The 20,049-nt window shown below is 66.4% G+C and carries 17 protein-coding genes; 8 read left to right on the forward strand and 9 right to left on the reverse strand.

The window, feature by feature from the left end:
- Positions 1-29: 29 nt before the first annotated feature.
- Both A5785_RS06745 and A5785_RS06750 read left to right on the forward strand, forming a co-directional pair.
- Positions 30-893, forward strand: coding sequence for a Bax inhibitor-1/YccA family protein (locus tag A5785_RS06745; RefSeq protein ID WP_005202099.1), 864 nt, complete (start codon positions 30-32; stop codon positions 891-893).
- A gap of 428 nt (positions 894-1,321) precedes the next feature.
- Positions 1,322-2,530 carry an IS30 family transposase gene (locus tag A5785_RS06750; protein WP_168431428.1) on the forward strand — a complete coding sequence of 403 codons (1,209 nt, stop codon included), beginning with the start codon at positions 1,322-1,324 and terminating at the stop codon, positions 2,528-2,530.
- Positions 2,531-2,600: 70 nt separating this feature from the next.
- Here A5785_RS06750 and A5785_RS06755 read toward each other — a convergent pair whose 3' ends face one another.
- Positions 2,601-3,824, reverse strand: coding sequence for an acetyl-CoA C-acetyltransferase (locus A5785_RS06755; protein WP_064863223.1), 1,224 nt, complete (start codon positions 3,822-3,824; stop codon positions 2,601-2,603).
- Between the two features lie 29 nt (positions 3,825-3,853).
- Positions 3,854-4,501: a TetR/AcrR family transcriptional regulator gene (locus A5785_RS06760; RefSeq protein WP_064865417.1), complete on the reverse strand. Its 648-nt coding sequence runs from the start codon at positions 4,499-4,501 to the stop codon at positions 3,854-3,856.
- A 68-nt stretch (positions 4,502-4,569) separates the two neighbouring features.
- Here A5785_RS06760 and A5785_RS06765 point away from each other — a divergent pair, with 68 nt between their 5' ends.
- Complete coding sequence (locus A5785_RS06765; RefSeq protein WP_005202093.1) at positions 4,570-5,961, forward strand: DHA2 family efflux MFS transporter permease subunit; 1,392 nt, start codon at positions 4,570-4,572, stop codon at positions 5,959-5,961.
- Here the strand turns inward: A5785_RS06765 and A5785_RS06770 are convergent.
- Both A5785_RS06770 and A5785_RS06775 read right to left on the reverse strand, forming a co-directional pair.
- The gene (locus A5785_RS06770; protein WP_005202092.1) at positions 5,954-6,712 is read right to left on the reverse strand and encodes a LamB/YcsF family protein; all 759 of its coding nucleotides are present in this window, start codon (positions 6,710-6,712) and stop codon (positions 5,954-5,956) included. The two genes, A5785_RS06765 and A5785_RS06770, sit on opposite strands and share 8 nt — an antisense overlap.
- The gene (locus tag A5785_RS06775) at positions 6,709-7,629 is read right to left on the reverse strand and encodes an SGNH/GDSL hydrolase family protein (RefSeq protein ID WP_039854243.1); all 921 of its coding nucleotides are present in this window, start codon (positions 7,627-7,629) and stop codon (positions 6,709-6,711) included. The genes A5785_RS06770 and A5785_RS06775 overlap by 4 nt, the downstream gene beginning before the upstream one ends.
- 62 nt (positions 7,630-7,691) lie before the next feature.
- On the opposite strand from A5785_RS06775, the gene A5785_RS06780 reads away from it, so the two are divergent.
- The 3 genes from A5785_RS06780 to ilvA all read left to right on the forward strand — a co-directional run bounded on the left by A5785_RS06780 (position 7,692) and on the right by ilvA (position 11,552).
- Entirely contained in the window at positions 7,692-9,092 is a 1,401-nt protein-coding gene (locus A5785_RS06780; protein ID WP_064865418.1) for a cystathionine beta-synthase, read from the forward strand.
- Between the two features lie 33 nt (positions 9,093-9,125).
- Positions 9,126-10,280 carry a cystathionine gamma-synthase gene (locus A5785_RS06785; RefSeq protein ID WP_005202086.1) on the forward strand — a complete coding sequence of 385 codons (1,155 nt, stop codon included), beginning with the start codon at positions 9,126-9,128 and terminating at the stop codon, positions 10,278-10,280.
- 75 nt (positions 10,281-10,355) lie between these two features.
- Positions 10,356-11,552: a threonine ammonia-lyase gene (gene ilvA / locus A5785_RS06790; RefSeq protein ID WP_064865421.1), complete on the forward strand. Its 1,197-nt coding sequence runs from the start codon at positions 10,356-10,358 to the stop codon at positions 11,550-11,552.
- A gap of 22 nt (positions 11,553-11,574) precedes the next feature.
- On the opposite strand, the gene A5785_RS06795 is transcribed toward ilvA, so the two are convergent.
- Positions 11,575-12,090 (reverse strand): SRPBCC family protein, encoded by a 516-nt coding sequence (locus tag A5785_RS06795; RefSeq protein ID WP_005202082.1) that lies wholly within the window; start codon positions 12,088-12,090, stop codon positions 11,575-11,577.
- 91 nt (positions 12,091-12,181) lie between these two features.
- Here A5785_RS06795 and A5785_RS06800 point away from each other — a divergent pair, with 91 nt between their 5' ends.
- Complete coding sequence (locus A5785_RS06800) at positions 12,182-15,478, forward strand: BTAD domain-containing putative transcriptional regulator (protein ID WP_005202078.1); 3,297 nt, start codon at positions 12,182-12,184, stop codon at positions 15,476-15,478.
- 70 nt (positions 15,479-15,548) lie between these two features.
- Here the strand turns inward: A5785_RS06800 and A5785_RS06805 are convergent, their stop codons facing one another.
- The 3 genes from A5785_RS06805 to A5785_RS06815 form a co-directional block, all read right to left on the reverse strand.
- Positions 15,549-16,385 carry an ABC transporter permease gene (locus tag A5785_RS06805; RefSeq protein WP_005202077.1) on the reverse strand — a complete coding sequence of 279 codons (837 nt, stop codon included), beginning with the start codon at positions 16,383-16,385 and terminating at the stop codon, positions 15,549-15,551.
- Positions 16,382-17,446 carry an ATP-binding cassette domain-containing protein gene (locus A5785_RS06810; RefSeq protein ID WP_064865424.1) on the reverse strand — a complete coding sequence of 355 codons (1,065 nt, stop codon included), beginning with the start codon at positions 17,444-17,446 and terminating at the stop codon, positions 16,382-16,384. Before A5785_RS06810 ends, A5785_RS06805 begins: the two co-directional genes overlap by 4 nt.
- 125 nt (positions 17,447-17,571) lie before the next feature.
- Complete coding sequence (locus tag A5785_RS06815; RefSeq protein WP_005202075.1) at positions 17,572-17,901, reverse strand: hypothetical protein; 330 nt, start codon at positions 17,899-17,901, stop codon at positions 17,572-17,574.
- Between the two features lie 166 nt (positions 17,902-18,067).
- Between A5785_RS06815 and A5785_RS06820 the strand changes: the two genes are divergently transcribed.
- On the forward strand, positions 18,068-18,970 hold the full coding sequence (locus A5785_RS06820; RefSeq protein WP_231894755.1) for a hypothetical protein: 903 nt from the start codon (positions 18,068-18,070) through the stop codon (positions 18,968-18,970).
- Between the two features lie 106 nt (positions 18,971-19,076).
- Here the strand turns inward: A5785_RS06820 and A5785_RS06825 are convergent, their stop codons facing one another.
- Entirely contained in the window at positions 19,077-19,958 is an 882-nt protein-coding gene (locus tag A5785_RS06825; RefSeq protein ID WP_005202072.1) for an SGNH/GDSL hydrolase family protein, read from the reverse strand.
- Positions 19,959-20,049 lie beyond the last annotated feature (91 nt).

The raw sequence follows: 20,049 nt of genomic DNA on the forward strand, positions 1-20,049 counted from the left end.
AGACGTACACGTCCATAAAAGGAGCACCTGTGCGAGACAGCAGTAACCCGGTGATGCGCGGCGTCGTCCGCGATAACCAGAATCCCGGCGGCTACGCCGGCTTCGGGTCGAACGCGGCCGGGGCCGGGCAGGCCGCGATGTACAACCAGTACGGTCAGCAGGTCCCGCCGCAGTATGCGCCCCCGCAGGCCGTCGGACGCCAGCTGACCATCGACGACGTCGTCACCAAGACGGCGATCACTCTCGGCGTGCTGACGGTCACCGCAATCCTCAGCTACGTCATCAGCAGCTACAACAACGCATTGGCCGGCCCTCTCATGGGCATCGGCGCGATCGTGGGCCTCGTGCTCGTGTTGGTCGCCTCGTTCGGTCGTAAGCAGGACAATCCCGCGATCGTCCTCGCCTACGCGGCCTTCGAGGGACTGTTCGTCGGTTCGATCTCGTTCGTGTTCGCGAACTGGATGGTCAGTGGCGACACCAGTGCGGGCGCGCTGATCGGCCAGGCGGTTCTCGGCACGTTCGGTGTGTTCTTCGGAATGCTGCTGGTCTACAAGATCGGCGCCATCCGTGTGACACCGCGCTTCACGCGCATGCTGTTCGCCGGACTCATCGGTGTGATGGTGCTGATGATCGGCAACCTGATCATCGGCCTGTTCACCGGCGGAGCCGGTGTGCTGCGCGACGGTGGTCCGATCGCGATCATCTTCTCGCTGGTCTGCATCGCGTTGGCGGCCTTCAGCTTCCTCGTCGACTTCGACGCCGCTGATCGTCTGATCCGTGCTGGTGCACCTGCCCGCGCGGGCTGGGGAGTTGCGCTCGGCCTGACGGTCACCCTGGTGTGGCTCTACGTCGAGATCCTGCGTCTGTTGAGCTACTTCAACTCCAACAACTAGTTTCGCCCCCTCAGATACACCGCGGCCCCGCACTCTTCGTGGCGGGTTCACATGATCGTCGCAACACTCTCAGGTGAGAGGTTGCGGCGATCATGTCGTTTCAGGAGGACTGTGTTCGGTTCGGTGACCAGTTGGCGAGGCTGGTGGATGCCGGGGTGCCGGTGAAGGAAGCCGCTGTTGCGGTGGGCGTGCCGCGGCATCGGTGCTACGCGATTCTCCGGGCGATCGGTCGGCCGGTGGGGCGGCCTCGTGGGCCGGGTAAGCCGGCTGATCCTGGACGGATCGTGGCGGTGTTCGATCGGACCGGGTCGATCAACAGGGCGGCGTTCGAGTGTGATGTGGCGTTCTCCGTTGCGCGTCGGATACTTGTCGATGCTGGCCTGGTAGACGCGGACAAGATCACAGTGTCTGGCAAGCCTGCGGCGAGGATGCGGTTCTTTGCGTTGATCGAGCAAGGCTGGTCCTCAGCGAGCGCGGCGCGCGAGGTGGGAGTCAATGTGCGCACCGCCCGGGATTGGCGTCAGGGAATTCGGAAGGTCGGCAACACCCGGGTCCGCCCGGACGGCACCGTTGTGGACTACCGGCTCGGAACCGTCTACAAACAGCCCGTGGCTACTATGACCTGCCCGGATGCGGCTATCTCGGTGATCAGCGATCGGTATCTGTCGCTGGAGGATCGGATTGCGATCGCTGACGGGCTGGTGGTCAAGGATTCGATGAGGACCATCGCCACGCGGATCGGAAAGAACGTCTCGACCATCTCCCGCGAGGTGCGTGCGCATAGTGTCGCCGGCCGGTACCTGCCGCATCAGGCCGATCGAATCGCGGCGGCGACCCGGGCGCGGCCCAAGCAGTCCAAACTGGTGGTGAACGCGGTCCTACGGGCAGCGGTCGAGGACGGCTTGTCGAGGAAGCTCTCGCCGGAGCAGATCTCTCACCGCCTGCGCCGGGATCATCCCGACGACGAAAGCATGCGGGTGAGCCACGAAACGATCTATCAAGCCTTGTACTTCCAAGCCCGCGGAGGGTTGAAACGTGAAGTCCAACAAGCACTTCGGACCGGTAGGACGCGCCGGAGGTCGCAGCGCCGAGAGGGTGAGCGATATCAGCGATTCATCGACCCGATGGTGATGATCAGCGACCGGCCGGCAGAGGTGGACGACCGTGCGGTCCCCGGGCACTGGGAGGGGGATCTGATCACCGGGGAGCAGAACAAGACCGCGATCGGCACTCTCGTCGAGCGTTCCACCCGTTACACGATGCTGCTGCACCTGCCGGATGGGCACGACGCCGAACAAGTCCGTGACGCGATCATCACCGCGATCAAGGACCTACCCGCGCACCTACGCGGGTCGCTCACCTGGGACCAGGGCGCCGAGCTTGCCCGACACAAGCAGATCAGCATCGCCACCGACATGCAGGTGTACTTCTGCGATCCGGCCAGCCCGTGGCAGCGCGGTACCAACGAGAACACCAACGGGCTGCTACGGCAGTACTTCCCCAAAAGCACTGACCTCAGTGTCTACGGTCCAGCCGATCTTGAGCACGTCGCGCAGGAACTCAACGGCCGTCCACGCAAAACGCTCGGCTGGGATACCCCAGCCGAGCGTTTGCGTGATCTAATCACCACCAACTAACAGCAGTGTTGCGCCGACCCCTTGAAACCGCCCGTGAGTGCGGGGCCGCGGTGTTGTGATGGGGGTCTGGTCAGCTCAGGCGCTCGAGCACCATCGCCATGCCCTGGCCACCGCCGACGCACATCGTCTCGATGCCGAACGTCTTGTCGTAGGTCTGCAGGTTGTTGAGCAGCGTGGTGGTGATACGTGCACCGGTCATGCCGAAGGGGTGGCCGAGCGCGATGGCGCCGCCGGACACGTTCAGCTTGTCGTGGTCGATCCCGAGCTCGTTTGCCGAACCGATGACCTGCACGGCGAATGCCTCGTTGATCTCGAACAGGTCGATGTCGGAGATCGACTTACCCGCGACGCGAAGCACCTTGCGAACGGCCTCGATGGGGCCGAGGCCCATGATCTCGGGCGAGAGTCCGGTCGCGGCGGTGGCGACGACGCGGGCGAGCGGGGTCAGGCCCAGTTCTTTGGCCTTGGTGTCGCTCATGATGACCAGCGCGGCCGCGCCGTCGTTCAGCGGGCAGGCGTTACCGGCGGTGATGGTGCCGTCGGGGCGGAAGACGGGCTTGAGCTGCGAGATCTTCTCGTAGGTCGTGCCCGGTCGGGGACCGTCGTCGGTGCTGACGACGGTGCCGTCGGCCAGCGTGATCGGGTCGATCTCGCGCTCGAAGAATCCGGCCTTGATGGCCTCTTCTGCGCGGTTCTGGCTGCGCACGCCCCAGTGGTCCTGGTCTTCACGCGAGATACCGGTGAAGCTCGCGACGTTCTCGGCAGTCTGACCCATCGCGATGTAGACGTCGGGGATCAGGCCGTCTTCGCGGGGATCGTGCCACGCGGGAGCGCCGCCCTCGGCGGAGCGTTCGGTGCGGGCCAGCGCCTCGTCGAACAGCGGGTTCTTGGAATCGGGCGCACCGTCGGCGCCGCCGGAGATGGCGAAGCTCGACACGCTCTCGACGCCACCCGAGATGAACACGTCACCCTCGCCGGCCTTGATGGCGTGCAGGGCCATGCGGGTGGTCTGCAACGACGACGAGCAGTAGCGGTTCACGGTGACACCGGGGATGTGGTCGAAGCCGAGTTCGACGCCGAGCACGCGGGCGATGTTGTAGCCGCCCTGGCCGCCGGGCTGGCCGATTCCCCAGTGGATGTCTTCGATTTCCTTGGGGTCGAGCTCGGGGACCTTGGCGAGAAGTGCGGTGACGATCTGTCGAGAGAGTTCGTCGGGACGAACGTCTTTGAGGGATCCCTTTCCGGCGCGGCCGATCGGGGAGCGGGCATGGGCAACGATGACAGCTTCAGGCATGTGAAACACGTTACTGGACAGCTCGGATGTCAGATGAGCCGGATTTGACACTCGTCGGAGCGCGGAGCCTTCGATGCGGTGTCCGGTTGGACGAGAGGCAAGAAGACGTCGTCGACGATGGTGCGCAGGACGTCGTCGGACACGGGTTTCAGGGACATGAGTACCTCGTAGCGATAGAGGTCGGCGGGCAGCGCGATGGCCCGCTCGGTCACATGTGCCGGGTCCACCTCGCCACGAGCGATCGCACGTTCGACGATGGTGGCGATGGTCGACGCACGATCGCCGATGAACAGCGCGCGAACCTCACGGGGGGTGGTGCCGCCTTCGGCGAAGTACTCGCCGAGACTCGACGCCATCATGACCACGAAATCGGCGCGAGTGTCGTTCATGTCGCGCAGCGCTTCGAGGACGTCGTCACGCAGATTTCCGGTGTCGGGTACGACGACCTCGACCTGCCGCCCACGATGGGAGATCGCGGCGCGCAGCAGGTCGCCGCGTGTTGCCCACCGGCGATAGAGCACGGGCCTGCTGGTTCCGGCTCGTTCGGCGACGGCCTCGAAGGTCAGCCCCGAGTAGCCGCGGTCGAGCAGTTGCTCCCACGCGGCGTCGAGGATGGCGGCCTCGAGTTCGGCGCCGCGGCGTCGTGTGGGGTTGGCGTCCTGGTGTTCAAGATCCACTTGCGTATCTTATCGCGCCGGCCTATCGTCGGAAATAGGATACACAACTGATTCTTAAAGGGGTTCCCATGGCGGCAACAGCGTCCCCGGCGCAGACCATCGATCCTGCGACGCGTCGTGTCGCATGGGCTGTGATCATCGGTCTGATCGCACCGATTCTCGACACCACGATCACCACCATCGCGCTCGAGACGCTCGGCCGAGACCTCGACGTTCCGGTGTCGACGATCCAGTGGGTCAGTACCGGATACCTGCTGGCGCTCGCCGTCGCGGTGCCGTTGGCGGGTTGGGCGGCAACGCGATTCGGGTCACGCGTCGCCTGGATCGCGGGGCTGCTGATCTTCCTGCTCGGCTCGATCCTGTGCGCAATGGCATGGGATGCCCCGTCGCTCATCGCATTTCGCGTTCTACAGGGCCTCGGCGCCGGACTGATCATGCCGCTGATGATGTCGATCCTGGTGTCGGCGAGTCGTGGAGTGGCGCTCGGACAGGTCATCGCTCTGGTGTCGATGCCGACCGCGCTGGGGCCGATCCTGGGTCCCGTGCTCGGCGGCGTGATCCTGAACTGGCTCAACTGGCGGTGGCTCTTTCTGATCAACGTCCCGATCGTGGCGGTCGCGCTCTACCTCGCGCGGCGTATCCCCGACGACGACCGCACCCGCGGCGCCGACGAGCACCACGCTCACCTCGATGTCGTCGGATTACTTCTTCTCGCACCGGGTTTGGCGCTGATCCTGCTCGGACTCTCCAACGCCCACGCGGGCTTCGTCAGTCAGAGCGTGATGATTCCGCTGGCGGTGGGCGTGATCGCGCTGGGAGTGTTCGTGGTGCGCAGCCTGGTGTTTGCGCGCCAGGGGATCGTCGATATCCGGATTCTTGCTCATCGCGCAGTTGCCGCGTCGTCGGCCGGACTGTTCGCGTTCGGCATCGCATCGTTCGGGGCAATGTTCCTGCTGCCCTTGTTCTTTCAGCAGGTGTTCGGCGATTCGGTACTCCGGGCGGCGCTCTATCTGATCCCGCAGGGCGTCGGAGCATTCGTGACCCGCGGGCTGGCGGGTAAGTTGACCGACCGGTTCGGCGGACGCTGGGTGGCGGCGTGCGGGTTCGTGATCGTGGCTGCCGCGACCGTGCCGTTCGCGTTCGCCGATGCGGGAACCTCGATGATCTGGTTGATGATCGCCCTGCTGTTCCGTGGCCTCGGGCTCGGGTTGCTGTTGTCGCCGATCATGGCCGCAGGCTTCATCGGCGTCCCCGACTCCGCGCGTCAGGACACCAGCATGCTCACCCGGATCACCCAGCAACTCGGCGGCTCCTTCGGTACCGCGATCCTCGCCGTCGTGGTCATGTCGGCTGCCTCCGTGGCAGCAGGTTTCTCCGCGGCGTTCTGGTGGTCGGTGGTGTTCGCGCTGGTGGGCGCCGTGCTCGCGCTGATGCTGCCGTCGCGGCCTGCGCTCACGTGAACGGCGTGATCTCGATGCCCTCGGAGGTCAGCAGTTCACGGGTTGCCACCGCCATCGCGACAGCGGCTGGACTGTCGCCATGCAGGCACACGGAGTCGACGTCGATGCGTATCGTGTCGCCGTCGATGGAGTCGACGACGCCATCGGAGACCATGCGCATCACCCGCCCGGCGACCACCGCGGGATCGTCGAGGACTGCGCCCGGTTCACGTCGGGAGACCAAGGTGCCGTCGGAGTGGTACGCCCGATCGGCGAAAGCTTCTCGGACGGTGGGGATTCCGCGATCTCTGGCGATCTCGAGCAGCCGCGAACCCGGCAAGCCGAGTACGGGGAGGTGCGGGTCGACCGCGGCTATCGCTTCGACCACGGCACGCGCGTGCACGTCGTGGTGAACGGCCGTGTTGTACAGCGCCCCATGTGGCTTGACGTAGCTGACCGTGCCGCCAGCGGCGCGAGCAATGGCCTGCAGTCCGCCGATCTGGTAGACGACGTCGTCGGTCAACTCGATCTGCGTGGCGTCGACGAATCGCCGACCGAAGCCCGCGAGGTCCCGATAGCTGACCTGTGCGCCGATGCGGACACCGTTCGCGAGTGCGCTGCGACATGTTCGTGCCAACGTACTCGGATCGCCCGCGTGAAAACCGCACGCAACGTTGGCGCTGGTGACCACCTCGAGCACGGCGTCGTCGTCGCCGAGCTCCCAGCGGCCGAACGACTCGCCGACGTCGCTGTTGAGATCGATGTGCGTCATTCGACGGTCCGTGCGCGCCGCAGCAGGCGGGACATGAATTTGCTGGCGGGCACGGTCTCCGAGATCTCGGGGGGCTCGGGCAGCGGTGCCGGTCCCCACTCGCCGATCTCCTCGAGGACAGGGGGAGTGAGGATCGCCGCGGCGAGCTCGTATCCGGCCGCGGACGGGTGGAAGTGGTCGGGCGAGAACATGTGATCGGGCTTCGCCTTGAACTCCTCGGAGAGCAGATCGGCCAGCGGAACGGCGACGCCTCCCGCGCTGCGCACCGCTGACTGCTGGCGGGCGGCAAGCCGCAGGCCCCAGATACGCAGCACCGACCGCAGCGGCTGCGGGATCGCGGTGATCACGCCGAAGTCGGGGCAGGTACCGACGACGACCACGGCGCCGGTCTCGCGCAGTCGGCGGACGGCGGCGCCCAGACGATTCGCCGACGCCCGGATGCCATTGGTGGCGGTCACGTCGTTGGCGCCGACCAGGATGACCGCGACGTCGGGTCGATGTCCCGCGATCAACATCGCGTCGATCTGCGCGCCGAGGCCCTTCGACGTCGCGCCGACGATGGCCTTGTTGCTGTAGCGGATGACCCGACCGGTGTCGGCCGCGACGCGACGGGCGACGCGCACGCCGGGGGTGTCGTCTGCCGATTCGACGCCGAGTCCCGCGGCCGTCGAATCGCCGAACACCGTCAGGTGCAGATCGGCAGGGGTGTCGCGGGTGACGCGTAGCGGTTCGCCGCCGTCGGGGAGGTAGATGCCGTCGCCGTTCGGGGCGTTGTCGGTGCGGTGCGGGATGGTGGTTCTGGCTTGTTGCGCCTGCCAGACCAGCACGTTGTATGCCGCCCACGTGGCGCCGGCCCCTGCGGCCGTCGCGGTCGCTGCGGCACCGACATCGCGGAGGACGTGACGCGAATCGGACACGCGTCCCAGCTTAGCGGCAAGTCGAATGTGGACGGCTTGCGACGCTCTGGGACCATAGGGGTATGCGCATCGCCAATCACGTCGTCGACCTGGTGGGCAACACACCACTGGTCAAGCTCAGCTCGGTGACCTCCCCCGGATCGGGGCTGGTCGCGGCCAAGGTCGAATACCTCAATCCCGGCGGCAGCAGCAAAGACCGGATCGCTGTGCGGATGGTCGACGCCGCGGAGAAGTCGGGGGAGCTGAAGCCCGGCGGCACGATCGTCGAGCCGACGTCGGGCAACACCGGCGTCGGGCTGGCGCTCGTCGCGCAGCAGCGCGGATACAAGTGCATCTTCGTGTGCCCCGACAAGGTCGGCGAGGACAAGCGCAACGTCCTGCGCGCCTACGGCGCCGAGGTTGTCGTGTGCCCGACGGCCGTCCCGCCGGAACACCCCGACAGCTACTACAGCGTCTCCGATCGTCTGGTCCGCGAGGTCGACGGCGCATGGAAGCCCAACCAGTACTCCAACCCCGCCGGTCCGCAGAGTCACTACGAGACCACCGGCCCGGAGATCTGGCGCGACACCGACGGCACCATCACGCACTTCGTCGCGGGTGTCGGCACCGGCGGCACCATCACCGGCACCGGTCGCTATCTCAAGGAGATCTCCGACGGCAAGGTCAAGGTCGTCGGCGTCGACCCGGAGGGTTCGGTCTACTCCGGCGGCACCGGGCGGCCGTACCTCGTCGAGGGTGTCGGTGAGGATTTCTGGCCCGACGCCTACGACCCGAGCATCCCCGACGAGATCATCGCGGTCTCCGACGCCGACTCGTTCGACATGACCCGACGCCTCGCCCGCGAAGAGGGGCTGCTCGTCGGCGGCTCCTGCGGTATGGCGGTCGTCGCGGCACTGCAGGTGGCGCAGCGAGAGGGCCCCGACTCCGTCGTGGTGGTCCTGCTGCCCGACGGTGGGCGCGGCTACATGGCCAAGATCTTCAACGACGAGTGGATGAGCAGCTACGGCTTCCTGCGCACCCCGCTCGACGGCGACAAGCCGGAGCTGCTCGTCGGAGATGTGTTGCGCGGCAAGACCGGTACGCTTCCAGACCTCGTGCACACGCACCCGCAGGAGACCCTGCGCGACGCGATCGAGATCCTCCGCGAATACGGGGTGTCGCAGATGCCGGTCGTCGGCGCCGAGCCGCCGGTGATGGCTGGCGAGGTTGCAGGCGCGGTCACCGAACGTGACCTGCTCTCGGCGGTATTCGAGGGTCGTGCGAACCTCGCCGATCCCGTGTCGGCGCACATGGGAGATCCGTTCCCGCTCATCGGTTCCGGTGAGCCGGTGTCCGCGGCGACCAAGGCGCTCGGCGAGTCCGACGCACTCATGGTCGTCGAGGACGGAAAGCCGATCGGCGTCATCACCCGACACGATCTGCTGGCATTCGTCAGCACCCATCCGACGATCACCGCCGGTTAGCGTCCAGATCACCACTCAGCGAGGAGTTCTCACGTGAAGAAGTATCAGCGTCCACGCGGCTTTTCCACCGAAGCCATCCACGCAGGCTACGACCCCGACCCGCAGACCGGCGCGGTGAACGTCCCGGTCTACGCGAGTTCGACGTTCGCACAGGACGGCGTCGGCGGTCTGCGTGACGGATTCGAGTACGCGCGTACCGGAAATCCGACGCGTCGCGTGCTCGAGGCGAACATCGCCGCGATCGAGGGCGGCACCTACGGACGCGGTTTCTCCTCCGGCATGGCTGCGACCGACGCGCTGCTGCGCGCATCGCTGCGTCCCGGCGACCACCTCGTGATCCCGAACGACGCCTACGGCGGCACCTTCCGGCTGATCGACAAGGTCTTCACGCAGTGGGGCATCGACTACTCGGTGGCGCCGGTCAGCGACATCGACGCGGTGCGCGCGGCGATCACCCCGAAGACCAAACTCGTGTGGGTCGAAACGCCGACCAATCCGCTGCTGAACGTCGGCGACATCGCCCGACTCGGTGAGGTCGCGCACGAGGCGAAGGCAAAACTGGTGGTGGACAACACCTTTGCGACGGCGTACCTGCAGCGTCCGCTGGAGCTGGGCGCCGACGTCGTGCTGCACTCCACCACCAAGTACCTCGGCGGACACTCCGACGTCGTCGGTGGCGCGCTGGTCACCGACGACGAGCAACTCGACTCCGACATCGCGTTCCTGCAGAACGGTGCGGGCGCTGTACCGGGGCCGTTCGATGCCTACCTGACGATGCGCGGCATCAAAACGCTCGCGGTCCGCATGGAGCGGCATTGCGACAACGCCGAGAAGGTCGCCGAGTACCTCAACCGTCACGACAAGATCGAGCGCGTGCTGTACCCGGGCGATCCCTCGCATCCCGGATACGAGGTCGCCGCCAAGCAGATGAAGCGCTTCGGCGGGATGGTCTCGGTGTTGGTGTCCGGCGGCATCGAGGACGCCAAGAAGTTCTGCGCGCGCACCGAGGTGTTCACCCTCGCCGAGTCGCTGGGCGGCGTCGAATCGCTGATCGAGCATCCCGGTGCGATGACCCACGCGTCGACCGCCGGGTCGTTGCTCGAGGTCCCCGAGAACCTGGTGCGTCTCTCGGTCGGCATCGAAGACATCGACGACATCCTCGCCGACCTGGAGCAGGCGCTGCAGTAGGGCCGACCGCCAGATCCGGGACCGTCGGAGGTTGCGCTGCGTGAGGCATCGCGACCGCGTACGTTGACGCTCATCATGCTGATCACACAGTCCGAGATCGACGCCGCCGCGGTGGTGTTGGCGCCGGTGATGCGCCGCACACCGATGGTGGCGTCGCGGGTGTTGTCCGAGCGCAGCGGCTCCGACGTCTGGCTCAAGTGCGAGAACCTGCAGCGCACAGGATCGTTCAAGCCGCGCGGTGCGTTCTACCGGATCTCGCGGCTCACGCCCGACGAGCGCGCGGCGGGTGTCGTCGCGGCCAGCGCGGGCAACCACGCGCAGGGCGTGGCGTGGTCGGCCGCGCACCTGGGCATCACCTCGCGCGTCTACATGCCGGTGGGTGCCGCCCTGTCGAAGTTGGCCGCCACCAAGGCATATGGGGCCGAGGTCGTGCTCGTCGGTGAGACGATCGACGAATCACTGGTCGCCGCACGAGCTTTCGCCGACGAGACCGGAGCGACGCTGATCCACCCGTTCGACCATCGCGACATCGTGGCGGGGCAGGCGACCGTCGGAGTCGAGATCTGTGAGCAGATGCCCGACGTCGGTTCCATCATCGTCCCGCTCGGCGGGGGTGGGCTGCTCGCCGGGATCGCCGCTGCGGTCAAGGCCAGGCGCCCCGGCGTGCGGATCGTCGGTGTGCAGGCGGCGCAGGCGGCGGCATGGCCGACGTCGCTGCAGGAGGACATGCCCGTCGCGGCGACGCACATGTCGACGATGGCCGACGGTATCGCCGTCGCGCTGCCCGGCGACGTTCCGTTCGCGCACGTTCGTGAGCTCGTCGACGAGGTGGTCACCGTCGACGAGGCGCAGTTGGCCACCGCGCTGCTCCTGCTGCTCGAACGCGCGAAGTTGCTCGTCGAACCCGCGGGCGCCGCGGGCGTTGCCGCGCTGATGAGTCTCGATCTCGATCTGCCGGGACCGATCTGCGTCGTCACCTCCGGCGGGAATATCGACCCCCTCGTGCTCAGCCACGTGACGACGGCGGGACTCACCGCGTCCGGTCGCTTCTTGACCGTGACCGCCACCATCCCCGACCGCCCGGGTGGTCTCATCTCGCTGCTCGAACTACTGCGTGAGCAGGGGGCGAGCGTCGTCGACGTCGTGCATTCGCGTGTCGCCGACGACCTGCAGCTCGGCGAGGTGCAGGTGACGGTCAGCGCCGAGACCAGGGGCGCAGAACACCAGGAGGCTGTGCGCACAGCGCTCGCCGACGCAGGCTTCCTGCGCTGACGGTCCGGCGAGCGGCGTCGGATCAGACCTGTGGGCGCAGCGTCGAGAAGTGACGCAGGGTGTCGGTTTCGACCGTCTTGAACACCGACGCCGCCGTCGGTGCACTGAACAGCCTGACGGGCTTGGCTCCGGTCGCGAGTTCGAGAGCGAAGCGCCACACGAGTCGGCAGCCGACGTCGGCGCTGCTGACCTCGGTCAGTTCGCCGAACCGCGACAGGCCGGGCACGGTCACCGATTCTCCGCGAAATGCGTTGCGGTAGTGGTGTTCTCCTGGCTCCTCGACCCAGTCGAAGAAGTACTCGGAGAGTGCGACGCCCAGACCGAGTTTGGCCCGACGGGTCGTGCCGACCCCGTACGGCGGTGGCGAAGTGAACTCGATGCCTTTGATCGCCCGGCACCAGTCGAGTGTGTGCTGGCGCGTCAGTTCTGCCCACGCGCGTTCGGGCGTGACCGGCAGGTGGACGTCGATGCGATAGCTCACCGGTGCCGTGTCGAAGAAGTCGAGATCGAACGAGTTGAGTGCGTAGCTGCGCGCCATCGTGCCATTCAAGCACGGCGCCGCACGGTCTTTCGGCGATACGTCCAGCGCGGGCACTCGTGCCGAGTACGGCGGGGGCTAATCTGGCACAGTGTCCGCCCCCGCAACAACCGTGATCGGTCTGCTCGGTCCCGTCGCCGCAGGCGTGTCCGCGGCGCCGGATTCGCCGGTGACGCCGGACGATCTGGTGACGGTACCGGGTATCCGCGCCAAGAGGTTGTTGGCATCGCTGGCGCTGGCCGGTGGACGCACCCGTTCGGCTGAGCGGCTCATCGACGATGTGTGGGGCGACGATCCGCCACGGTCACCCGGCGCGGCGCTGCACACCCAGATCTCGCGACTGCGTGGCGTCCTCGGAGCCGGGCGCATCGAGGCGTCGGGAAGCGGGTATCGCCTGGTCGGCGCCCGCACCGACATCGAGATCGTCGACGACCTCATCGCGCAGGGCACCGCAACCGCGCTCGACGACGCCGCGTCGTGGTGGCGGGGCGAGCCGGGTGACGACCTCGGAGACGAGGCCGCACCGCTGATCGGCGAGATCCGGGCACGAGCCGGACACGTCGAGGACGCGCTCAACCGTGCCCGCAGCGCGGTTGCGATGAACGCCGGCGACTACACGACGGCGCGGGAGCTCGCTGAACAACGGTGTGCACGTGATCCATTGGATGAAACGGCAGCACTTGACCTGATGCGTGCACTTGCCGGCGAGGGACGTATCGCCGACGCGCTCGCCGTGTACGCCGCGCTGCGCCGTCGGCTATCGACAGAGTTGGGCGTCGACCCCGGGTCGACGATCACCGAGTTCCACAACGCGCTTCTCGCCGAGGGCGAACTCGATATTCGACGACCCGCTCCGAGTCCGCGACGCTCGAGCATGCAGGCGGGTCTGCTGGTGGAGACGAGCGACCTCATCGGACGCGAGGGCGACGTCGCGTCGATCCTCGAGCAGCTGAAGGCAAATCGCGTCGTCACCATCCAGGGACCGGGCGGAGTGGGCAAGACGCGGGTAGCCAACCGCGTCGGACACCGCCTCGTCGACGAAGGATCGTCGGTCTACTACGTGCCGCTCGCACCGATCCGCAACGACGACGACGTGGTGCCCGCCATCGCCGCGACGCTCGGTGTCGGTGAGTCGGACCTCGGCACCAACGCCCGACCCCGCATCGCGCCGACCGGCGATCTGCAGGACCGATTGATCGACGCCCTACGTGGGCGGGACGCGCTGTTGATCCTGGACAACTGCGAGCAGGTCATCGAGCGGTGTGCACGCCTGGTGGCCGATCTGCTCGCCGCCGACTCGTCGTTGAAGATCCTCGTCACGAGCCGTTCGCCGCTGATGCTGCCCGCCGAGCAGATCTTCGGGTTACCGACGCTCGACGTCACCGACGACGGCGCCGCGGTCGAATTGTTCGTCACCCGTGCCCGCGCGGTGCGGCCCGACGCCGATCTGCCGCACGAATCCGTCGCGCAACTGTGCCGGCACCTCGACGGCCTACCGTTGGCAATCGAGTTGGCGGCAGCCCGAATTCGCACGATGACGGTCGAGGAGATCACCGATCGGTTGACGGAGCGATTCGCACTGCTTCGCGGGACGGACCGCAGCGCTCCGGACCGGCATCGCACGCTGCGGGCCGTGATCGATTGGAGTTGGGACCTTCTCGACGACGATGCGCGTGAGGCGCTGCGACGGCTCTGCAGATTTCCGGCCGGGTTCACGGCTGACGCGGCGGGAATCGTGCTGGGCTATCGCGGGTTTCGGCTCGACGACACTCTCGCTTCGCTGGTCAATCAGTCGTTGCTGACCGTGATCGAGGCCGACGGTCGGGTGCGGTATCGGATGCTGGAGATGGTCCGCGAGTTCGGCGAGGAGAAACTCGCCGCGGAGCCGGGACTGTCGTCGGAGGTCAACTCCGCGATGCGCGAGTGGGCCAGATCCGTTGCGTCGGAGGCGGTTGCCGGCTATGAGTCCGGTGTCGATGCAGGGCTTATGACCCGCGTGGCCGCCGACGTCGACAACCTCGTCTGGGTGCTCCGCCACTGCACGGAGGTGATCGGTACGGGGGTGATCGCGCACGGCGAGAAGGACGACGCAGAGGTAGCCGACGCCGTCGACTGTGCGGTGCGGATTTTTCCCATTCTCGCGGGGTTCTGGATGGCGCGTGGCCTGCACGCGGAGATCATGAACTGGGGGTCGCGGCTGATCGACGTGTTGCCGACGCCTCCTCGCGATCTTTCCGATGAGCGGCGGCGTGATTGGGAGGCAACGGTTCTCGCGTCGATGACGCACCAGATGCTGCGCCAAGACCTTCGAGAGCTCGCACGTGCGCGGTACTACCTGCGACGACTGCACAATCCCGCTCGGATCTATCTCGAGCCAACCGAACTGATGACCGCTTGCGTGCTGAGTCGGAGCACGACCGAAGCCATCCGCTACATCGTGCGTGGCACCCAGAGTCCCGATGAGCGGGTCGCGACGACAGCGCTCGGCGGACGAATGAATCTTGCCGAGAACCTCGGACGTCTGGACAAGGCGGAACGCGACGGAGAGACTCTGCGCAAGCGGTCGCGGCTCGGGAGTGACCACTGGATGTCGGCGATGTCTCAGGTGAGTCTCGGCGGAATTCACAGTCAGCAGGCGAATTGGTCTGCCGCCGTTGACTTTTATCGGGGCGGAATCGCCGATCTGGTGCGACTCGGTTCCTTCGAGGACGAGATGCAGACCCGCTGCTACCTCGCGGTGACGCTGATCAACCTGGACCAACTCGACGCCGCAGAAGAACAATTGGTGCACGTCGCCGACGGCTGGACGCCCGAAGACCCCGATCCGCGCGGGTTTCCCGAGGTTTTCGCCGGAATGATGTTGGCAATCGGCGAACTCCGTTACGCGCGTGGAGATCTGGCTGATGCTGCTGCGATGTTCGCCCGGGCGGAAGACCTGCTGTTGCGGGAGCATCCGATGGCGGCGCGGGATCCCGGGGCCGCGATGCTGATCGGTGTTGCCGCCATCGGTCTGGTGCGCACGGAGCAGCTTGATCGTGCACGTGCGCTGTTGCCCGTGCTCGCCGCGGGCGTCGCCGAGACCCTGTCGCCGAGTGGGTGGACCGACATTCCTCAGTCCGCGAACCTCGCGCTCGCAGCGGGATGCGTGTTGTGCGACAGGAGCGAGACCAGGCGCGACGGCGCTCGGCTACTGATGCTCGGCAAACGATTGAAGGCTCGCGTCGACTATCCGGGGTACTACGCCGTCGTGACCGATCTGGTCGGGGCGTCGAAGCTGACGCAGGAGGAGTGGGACGACGTCACCGCCGACATCCCGAGCATGTCACGCCGACGCGCGACCGAGGAACTCGCCGAACTGCTTGCGTCGAAGGCGCCCCGCCGGGCCTGAGATCACACAGAGCGACGGGCCTGCCGCGTGGCAGGCCCGTCGTTGTGTGTTGGGTCAGGCGTTGTGCTGGTCAGGCGTTGCGCATGTATGCGCGCACGGCGAGCGGAGCGAAGACCGCGGTGATGACCGCAGCGCCCGCGAGCGCCCACACCACGTGGATACCGGCGTGACCCGTCGCGGTGAGCTCACGCACCGCGGTGACCAGGTGGCTCACCGGATTGACGTTCACGAATGCCTGCAACCAGCCCGGCATCGTGTCGACGGGAACAAACGCGTTCGACATGAAGGTCAACGGGAAGACGACGAGCATCGAGATTCCCTGCACGGCAGAGGCTTTGCTCATGATGCAACCCATGAGTGCGAAGATCCAGGAGACGGCGAAGCTGCACACCATGACCAGGACAACCGACGCGATGACGCCGAGGACATTCGGACGCCAGCCCATGATGAGGCCCATCACGACAGTGATGATGCTCGCGATGAGGTAGCGGATCACGTCGGCGAGCAAGGCTCCCGCCAGGGGACTGATGCGTGCGATCGGCAGCGAGCGGAATCGGTCGAAGACGCCCTTGTCCATGTCTTCACGCAACTGCGTTCCGGTCACGATGGAGCTCATCACCACGGTCTGGACGAGGATGCCGGGGATGATGACGGGGAGATACGACGAGACGTTGCCACTGATGGCGCCGCCGAAGATGTAGGTGAACATCACCGTGAAGATGATCGGCATGATGGTCACGTCGAACAGTTGCTCGGGGTTGTGCCGGAGTTTGAGCACGCCGCGGTAGGCCATGGTCAGCGACTGGCGTGCGGTCTCCGCAAGCGAGACGGACTGTTTCGCCCGTGCTCGGATGGCGCCGGTGGTGATGGCCGCGGGCGTGGCGGCTCGGGGGAGTGCGGTGGTCATCGGAGGTCCTCCTGCTGCGTGGCTGCGTCGTCGGTGGGGGCTGTGTCTCGAGAGTCGGTGGGGTCCTGAGGGTCGGCAGGCTTGCCGGTGAGGGTGAGGAACACCTCGTCGAGGCTCGGTTTCTGGACGTTGATCTCGTCGACGGCGATGCCGTCGGAGCGCATCGCGATCAGGACGTCTGGTACGAGATCCGGACGATGCAGTGGAGCGGAGATCCTGCCTGCTTCGGCCGACAGCGCCGCGGGCTCGCCCAGAACGCGTTCGACGATCTCGGCGACGCGCGGGGCGTCGGACCGTTCCAGAGGTGCGAGTTGCAGTGTCGCCGCGCCCACCGAGTTCTTCAGTGCGTCGGCGGTGTCGTCGGCGATGACACGACCGTGGTCGATCACCGCGATGCGATCGGCGAGTTGGTCCGCCTCGTCGAGGTACTGGGTTGTCAGCAGCACGGTTGCGCCGTCGGCGACGAGTCGGCGGATGGTGTCCCACATCTGGGCGCGGGTGCGCGGGTCGAGTCCGGTGGTCGGCTCGTCGAGGAACAGCAGGGGTGGGGTGTCGATGAGGCTTGCCGCGAGGTCGAGGCGTCGACGCATGCCGCCGGAGAAGTCCTTGAGCGGGCGGTCGGCGGCTTCGGTGAGGGCGAACTCGTCGAGCAGTTCGTCGGCTCGGACCTTGGCGGCCTTCCGCGAGAAGCCGAGCAGCAGCGCGAAGACGACGAGGTTCTGTCTCGCCGTCAGGTCTTCGTCGACCGAGGCGTACTGGCCGGTGACGCCGACCAGCGAGCGGACGGCCGTCGAATCGTGCACGACGTCGTAGCCGAAGATCTTGGCTGAGCCCGCGTCGGGTCGCAGGAGCGTGGCCAGCATGCTGACGGTGGTCGTCTTGCCCGCTCCGTTGGGGCCGAGGACGCCGTACACAGAACCGGTCGGGACCGCCAGATCGACCCCGTCGACGGCTCGGTTCGAGCCGAATTGCTTGACCAGTCCGCGTGCATCGATGGCAAGTTCGGACCCCAGGGGGTTCGACGCGCTCGTCGTCGCAGTGGTGGTGGTTGTCGTAGTCATGGCATCAAGCCTGTACTACGCGACTGTCGTGGGCCTTACGTCATCTGTCATGCGGTGGCGTCGATGGTTTTCAGCGTCTGATCTGCGGTGTCGGAATCTGCGGTGGCCGGCGATGGCAGCAGAGGTCACGCCGCGGATGCGGAGTGCGTCGAGTCGCGGTGAGGCGCTGTCGCCAGGTCGGCTTCGTAACGTATGACCGCTGCGACGTGTCCGAGGCGGTGTTCGACGATCATGATCGCCTCCGCCAGCTGTGTCGTGTCGTCGACGTCGGCGACCAGCGCGACGGTGTGGCCGTTGTTGCGCAACATGAACGGCACGACGTCGTAGTAGTTGCTGCTGACCACGGCAACCGGCGTGCCCTCGTCGAACAGGGTCTTGGCGTAATGGGAAACGAGGGCGTCGTCGTCGAGGACGACGAGCGGAACGTCGGGGATTGGCTGCTTGTGCATCTTCATGGTCCGTCCTCCTTTGGATGGTTGAATGCTCTGACTACACGATGAACGCGCAGGTTAGCGAGGGTCTGGGGCAGAGCTGTGGATAACCTGTGACCCGTTGTGATGTGCGCGTTGCCTGTGGATGGGCGCGGTGACTCCCGGCGTGATCAGGCTTAGCGTGCAGCGCATGGGGAGACGAAATCACAAGTCACGCAAGCCAACTGTCGGCCGCAAGCGCAACGGCACCACCGGCAGTGATCGGGAGTATCACGCCGCTACCCGACGACAGCTCAATCGGATTCCGTGGGCGGCGTCGGGCATGCCCGACGTTCAGGCCGCCCTGGTCCACGCCTTCCGCGGGCTGGCCGAGGAGTGGGCGGCGTACATACGCCCGGTCGGCGTGCGGATGCTCCACGCGATGGCGCGCTTCGATCAGTACCGGGACGGGGATCTCGCACTCACCGAGGACGAATGCGCCGATCTCGCCGAGGACTACATCGAGAGCGTCGACCTCTACAAGATGCTGCGCGGACTCCTCGGCCGCGCCGATACGTCCGCCGAGGTTCTTTCGAGGGTCTCGCCGATCTGGGTGCCCGAGTCGGTCACCGGCGAGGCGCGGTCCGCAGACGGCGGTGCGGGCATTCGCGTACTACCCGAACTGGGCACCGCCGGGCTCCTCGTCTTCGAGAAGCCACTGACCCGTATGACGGAGGGGCCGCTACCCAACGGGCTCATCACGCCGACCGTCGACGTCGACGCCGTGCTGTGGTGGTCGCACGCCGAATTCGCCGACATCGGGCTCGGGGGAGCGTGCACGAAGGAGGATACGACGACATGCGGGTCGTTCGAGGTGCAGCCGTTGACCCGCAGCCGCGACCTGCAGCCGCTGCGCGGCGAGGCATGGCGACTATCGCTGGTGACCGAGGTGGCCAACTACAGTGTCGAACCGGGTGACGACATGTCGAGCGTGCCGTCGGGTAGGCCGCTTTTCCAGATGCTCGACGGCCTCGGAGTCACGCTGGAGCGCAGCGACATTCAGGTTTCCGAGGAATCGGGCGCGCTGACCATCAGGCGCGACGACGCTGCGTGAGATCGGCTGCGCCACACCTACATGTGGACCTTATCGAAGGAGTTGGGTGCTGCAGCACCCAACTCCTTCAATTCGACACACATATGCGTAGTGGGTTCCAGGCTCGCTACCGAGCCAGGCCGAGGGCGCGACTGACGATGCCTGCCATCTCGCGCTCGCCAAGTGCGTTGGGGTGCACGGGGACCGGCTGAACGATGCCGAAGATCGGTTCCACCCAGCGGACGCCGACGGGCTTGCAGCTGTCGTGGCCGATCGACGGTGTGGTCGCGTCGACGTAGGTCACCCCGGTCGCCGCGGCGGCACGCTTGACGGCGTCGTTGAGTGCGGTCTGGATGCCGTGCGCATAGGGCAGATCGCCCGCGGCAACCGGCAGATCGGGACACGCCTGCGCGGTCGCGGGCATGATGAGCGGGTAGCTCACGATCGCCACCCGGGCTGCGGGCGACTTCGCCCGAATTGCCTTGAGCGCGTTCACAATCTTCGGGTACGTTGCGGTCTGGATCTCGCGGGTCATCGTCGAGCCGTACTGAGCTTTGCATGGCGTGTCCCGGAATCCCGCGGCGACGCCTGCTGCGACACACTTTTCGACGGTGCCAGCGAAGACGTTGCCGTCGTTGCCTCCGATCATCAGTGTGACGAGTTGCGTATCGGGGCGCAGTGCGCGCAATTGTGGTGCGACGTCGGCATATTGGCGGGTGAAGAAGTCTTTCGTCTGTGCGCCACCGCAACTGACGTCGTTGAGGGAGAAGCCGTTGCGGCGCGCGATCACGTGCGCGAAGTTGTTGCTCGACTGCGTGCAACTGCCGGGTTTGTCTGCCGCAGTGGGGGATACGCCTGAACCCGCGGAGTAGCTGTCTCCGAGATTGACGTACGCCAGCGGCGCGGGGGCCGCGTCGGCGGGGACAGGTGTCGAGACCGAGGCGAGGAATCCGACGGCCGCGGCAGCGGCGAAGGCCCCGACTCGACGCAGGGTGATGTGCGTTTTCATACCTGAGTCTTAGCATCGCGAAACACCCGCACGAGACGTTTTGGCCAAACTCGTCTCAGGTCGGGGTCAGGGCTCGCGGTGAATCCGCGAG

This window comes from Gordonia sp. 852002-50395_SCH5434458 (assembly GCF_001665905.1).
Taxonomy (GTDB): domain Bacteria; phylum Actinomycetota; class Actinomycetes; order Mycobacteriales; family Mycobacteriaceae; genus Gordonia; species Gordonia jacobaea.

What these genes read in the sequence shown, in the direction of transcription:
- A5785_RS06750 (WP_168431428.1), top strand. Translation starts at nt 1,322, where the DNA reads ATGCGGTTCTTTGCGTTGATCGAGCAAGGCTGGTCCTCAGCGAGCGCG.
- A5785_RS06795 (WP_005202082.1), bottom strand. Translation starts at nt 12,090, where the DNA reads ATGGCGCGCAGCTACGCACTCAACTCGTTCGATCTCGACTTCTTCGAC.
- A5785_RS06765 (WP_005202093.1), top strand. Translation starts at nt 4,570, where the DNA reads ATGGCGGCAACAGCGTCCCCGGCGCAGACCATCGATCCTGCGACGCGT.
- A5785_RS06770 (WP_005202092.1), bottom strand. Translation starts at nt 6,712, where the DNA reads ATGACGCACATCGATCTCAACAGCGACGTCGGCGAGTCGTTCGGCCGC.
- A5785_RS06805 (WP_005202077.1), bottom strand. Translation starts at nt 16,385, where the DNA reads ATGACCACCGCACTCCCCCGAGCCGCCACGCCCGCGGCCATCACCACC.
- ilvA (WP_064865421.1), top strand. Translation starts at nt 10,356, where the DNA reads ATGCTGATCACACAGTCCGAGATCGACGCCGCCGCGGTGGTGTTGGCG.
- A5785_RS06810 (WP_064865424.1), bottom strand. Translation starts at nt 17,446, where the DNA reads ATGACTACGACAACCACCACCACTGCGACGACGAGCGCGTCGAACCCC.
- A5785_RS06815 (WP_005202075.1), bottom strand. Translation starts at nt 17,901, where the DNA reads ATGAAGATGCACAAGCAGCCAATCCCCGACGTTCCGCTCGTCGTCCTC.
- A5785_RS06780 (WP_064865418.1), top strand. Translation starts at nt 7,692, where the DNA reads ATGCGCATCGCCAATCACGTCGTCGACCTGGTGGGCAACACACCACTG.
- A5785_RS06820 (WP_231894755.1), top strand. Translation starts at nt 18,068, where the DNA reads ATGGGGAGACGAAATCACAAGTCACGCAAGCCAACTGTCGGCCGCAAG.
- A5785_RS06755 (WP_064863223.1), bottom strand. Translation starts at nt 3,824, where the DNA reads ATGCCTGAAGCTGTCATCGTTGCCCATGCCCGCTCCCCGATCGGCCGC.
- A5785_RS06825 (WP_005202072.1), bottom strand. Translation starts at nt 19,958, where the DNA reads ATGAAAACGCACATCACCCTGCGTCGAGTCGGGGCCTTCGCCGCTGCC.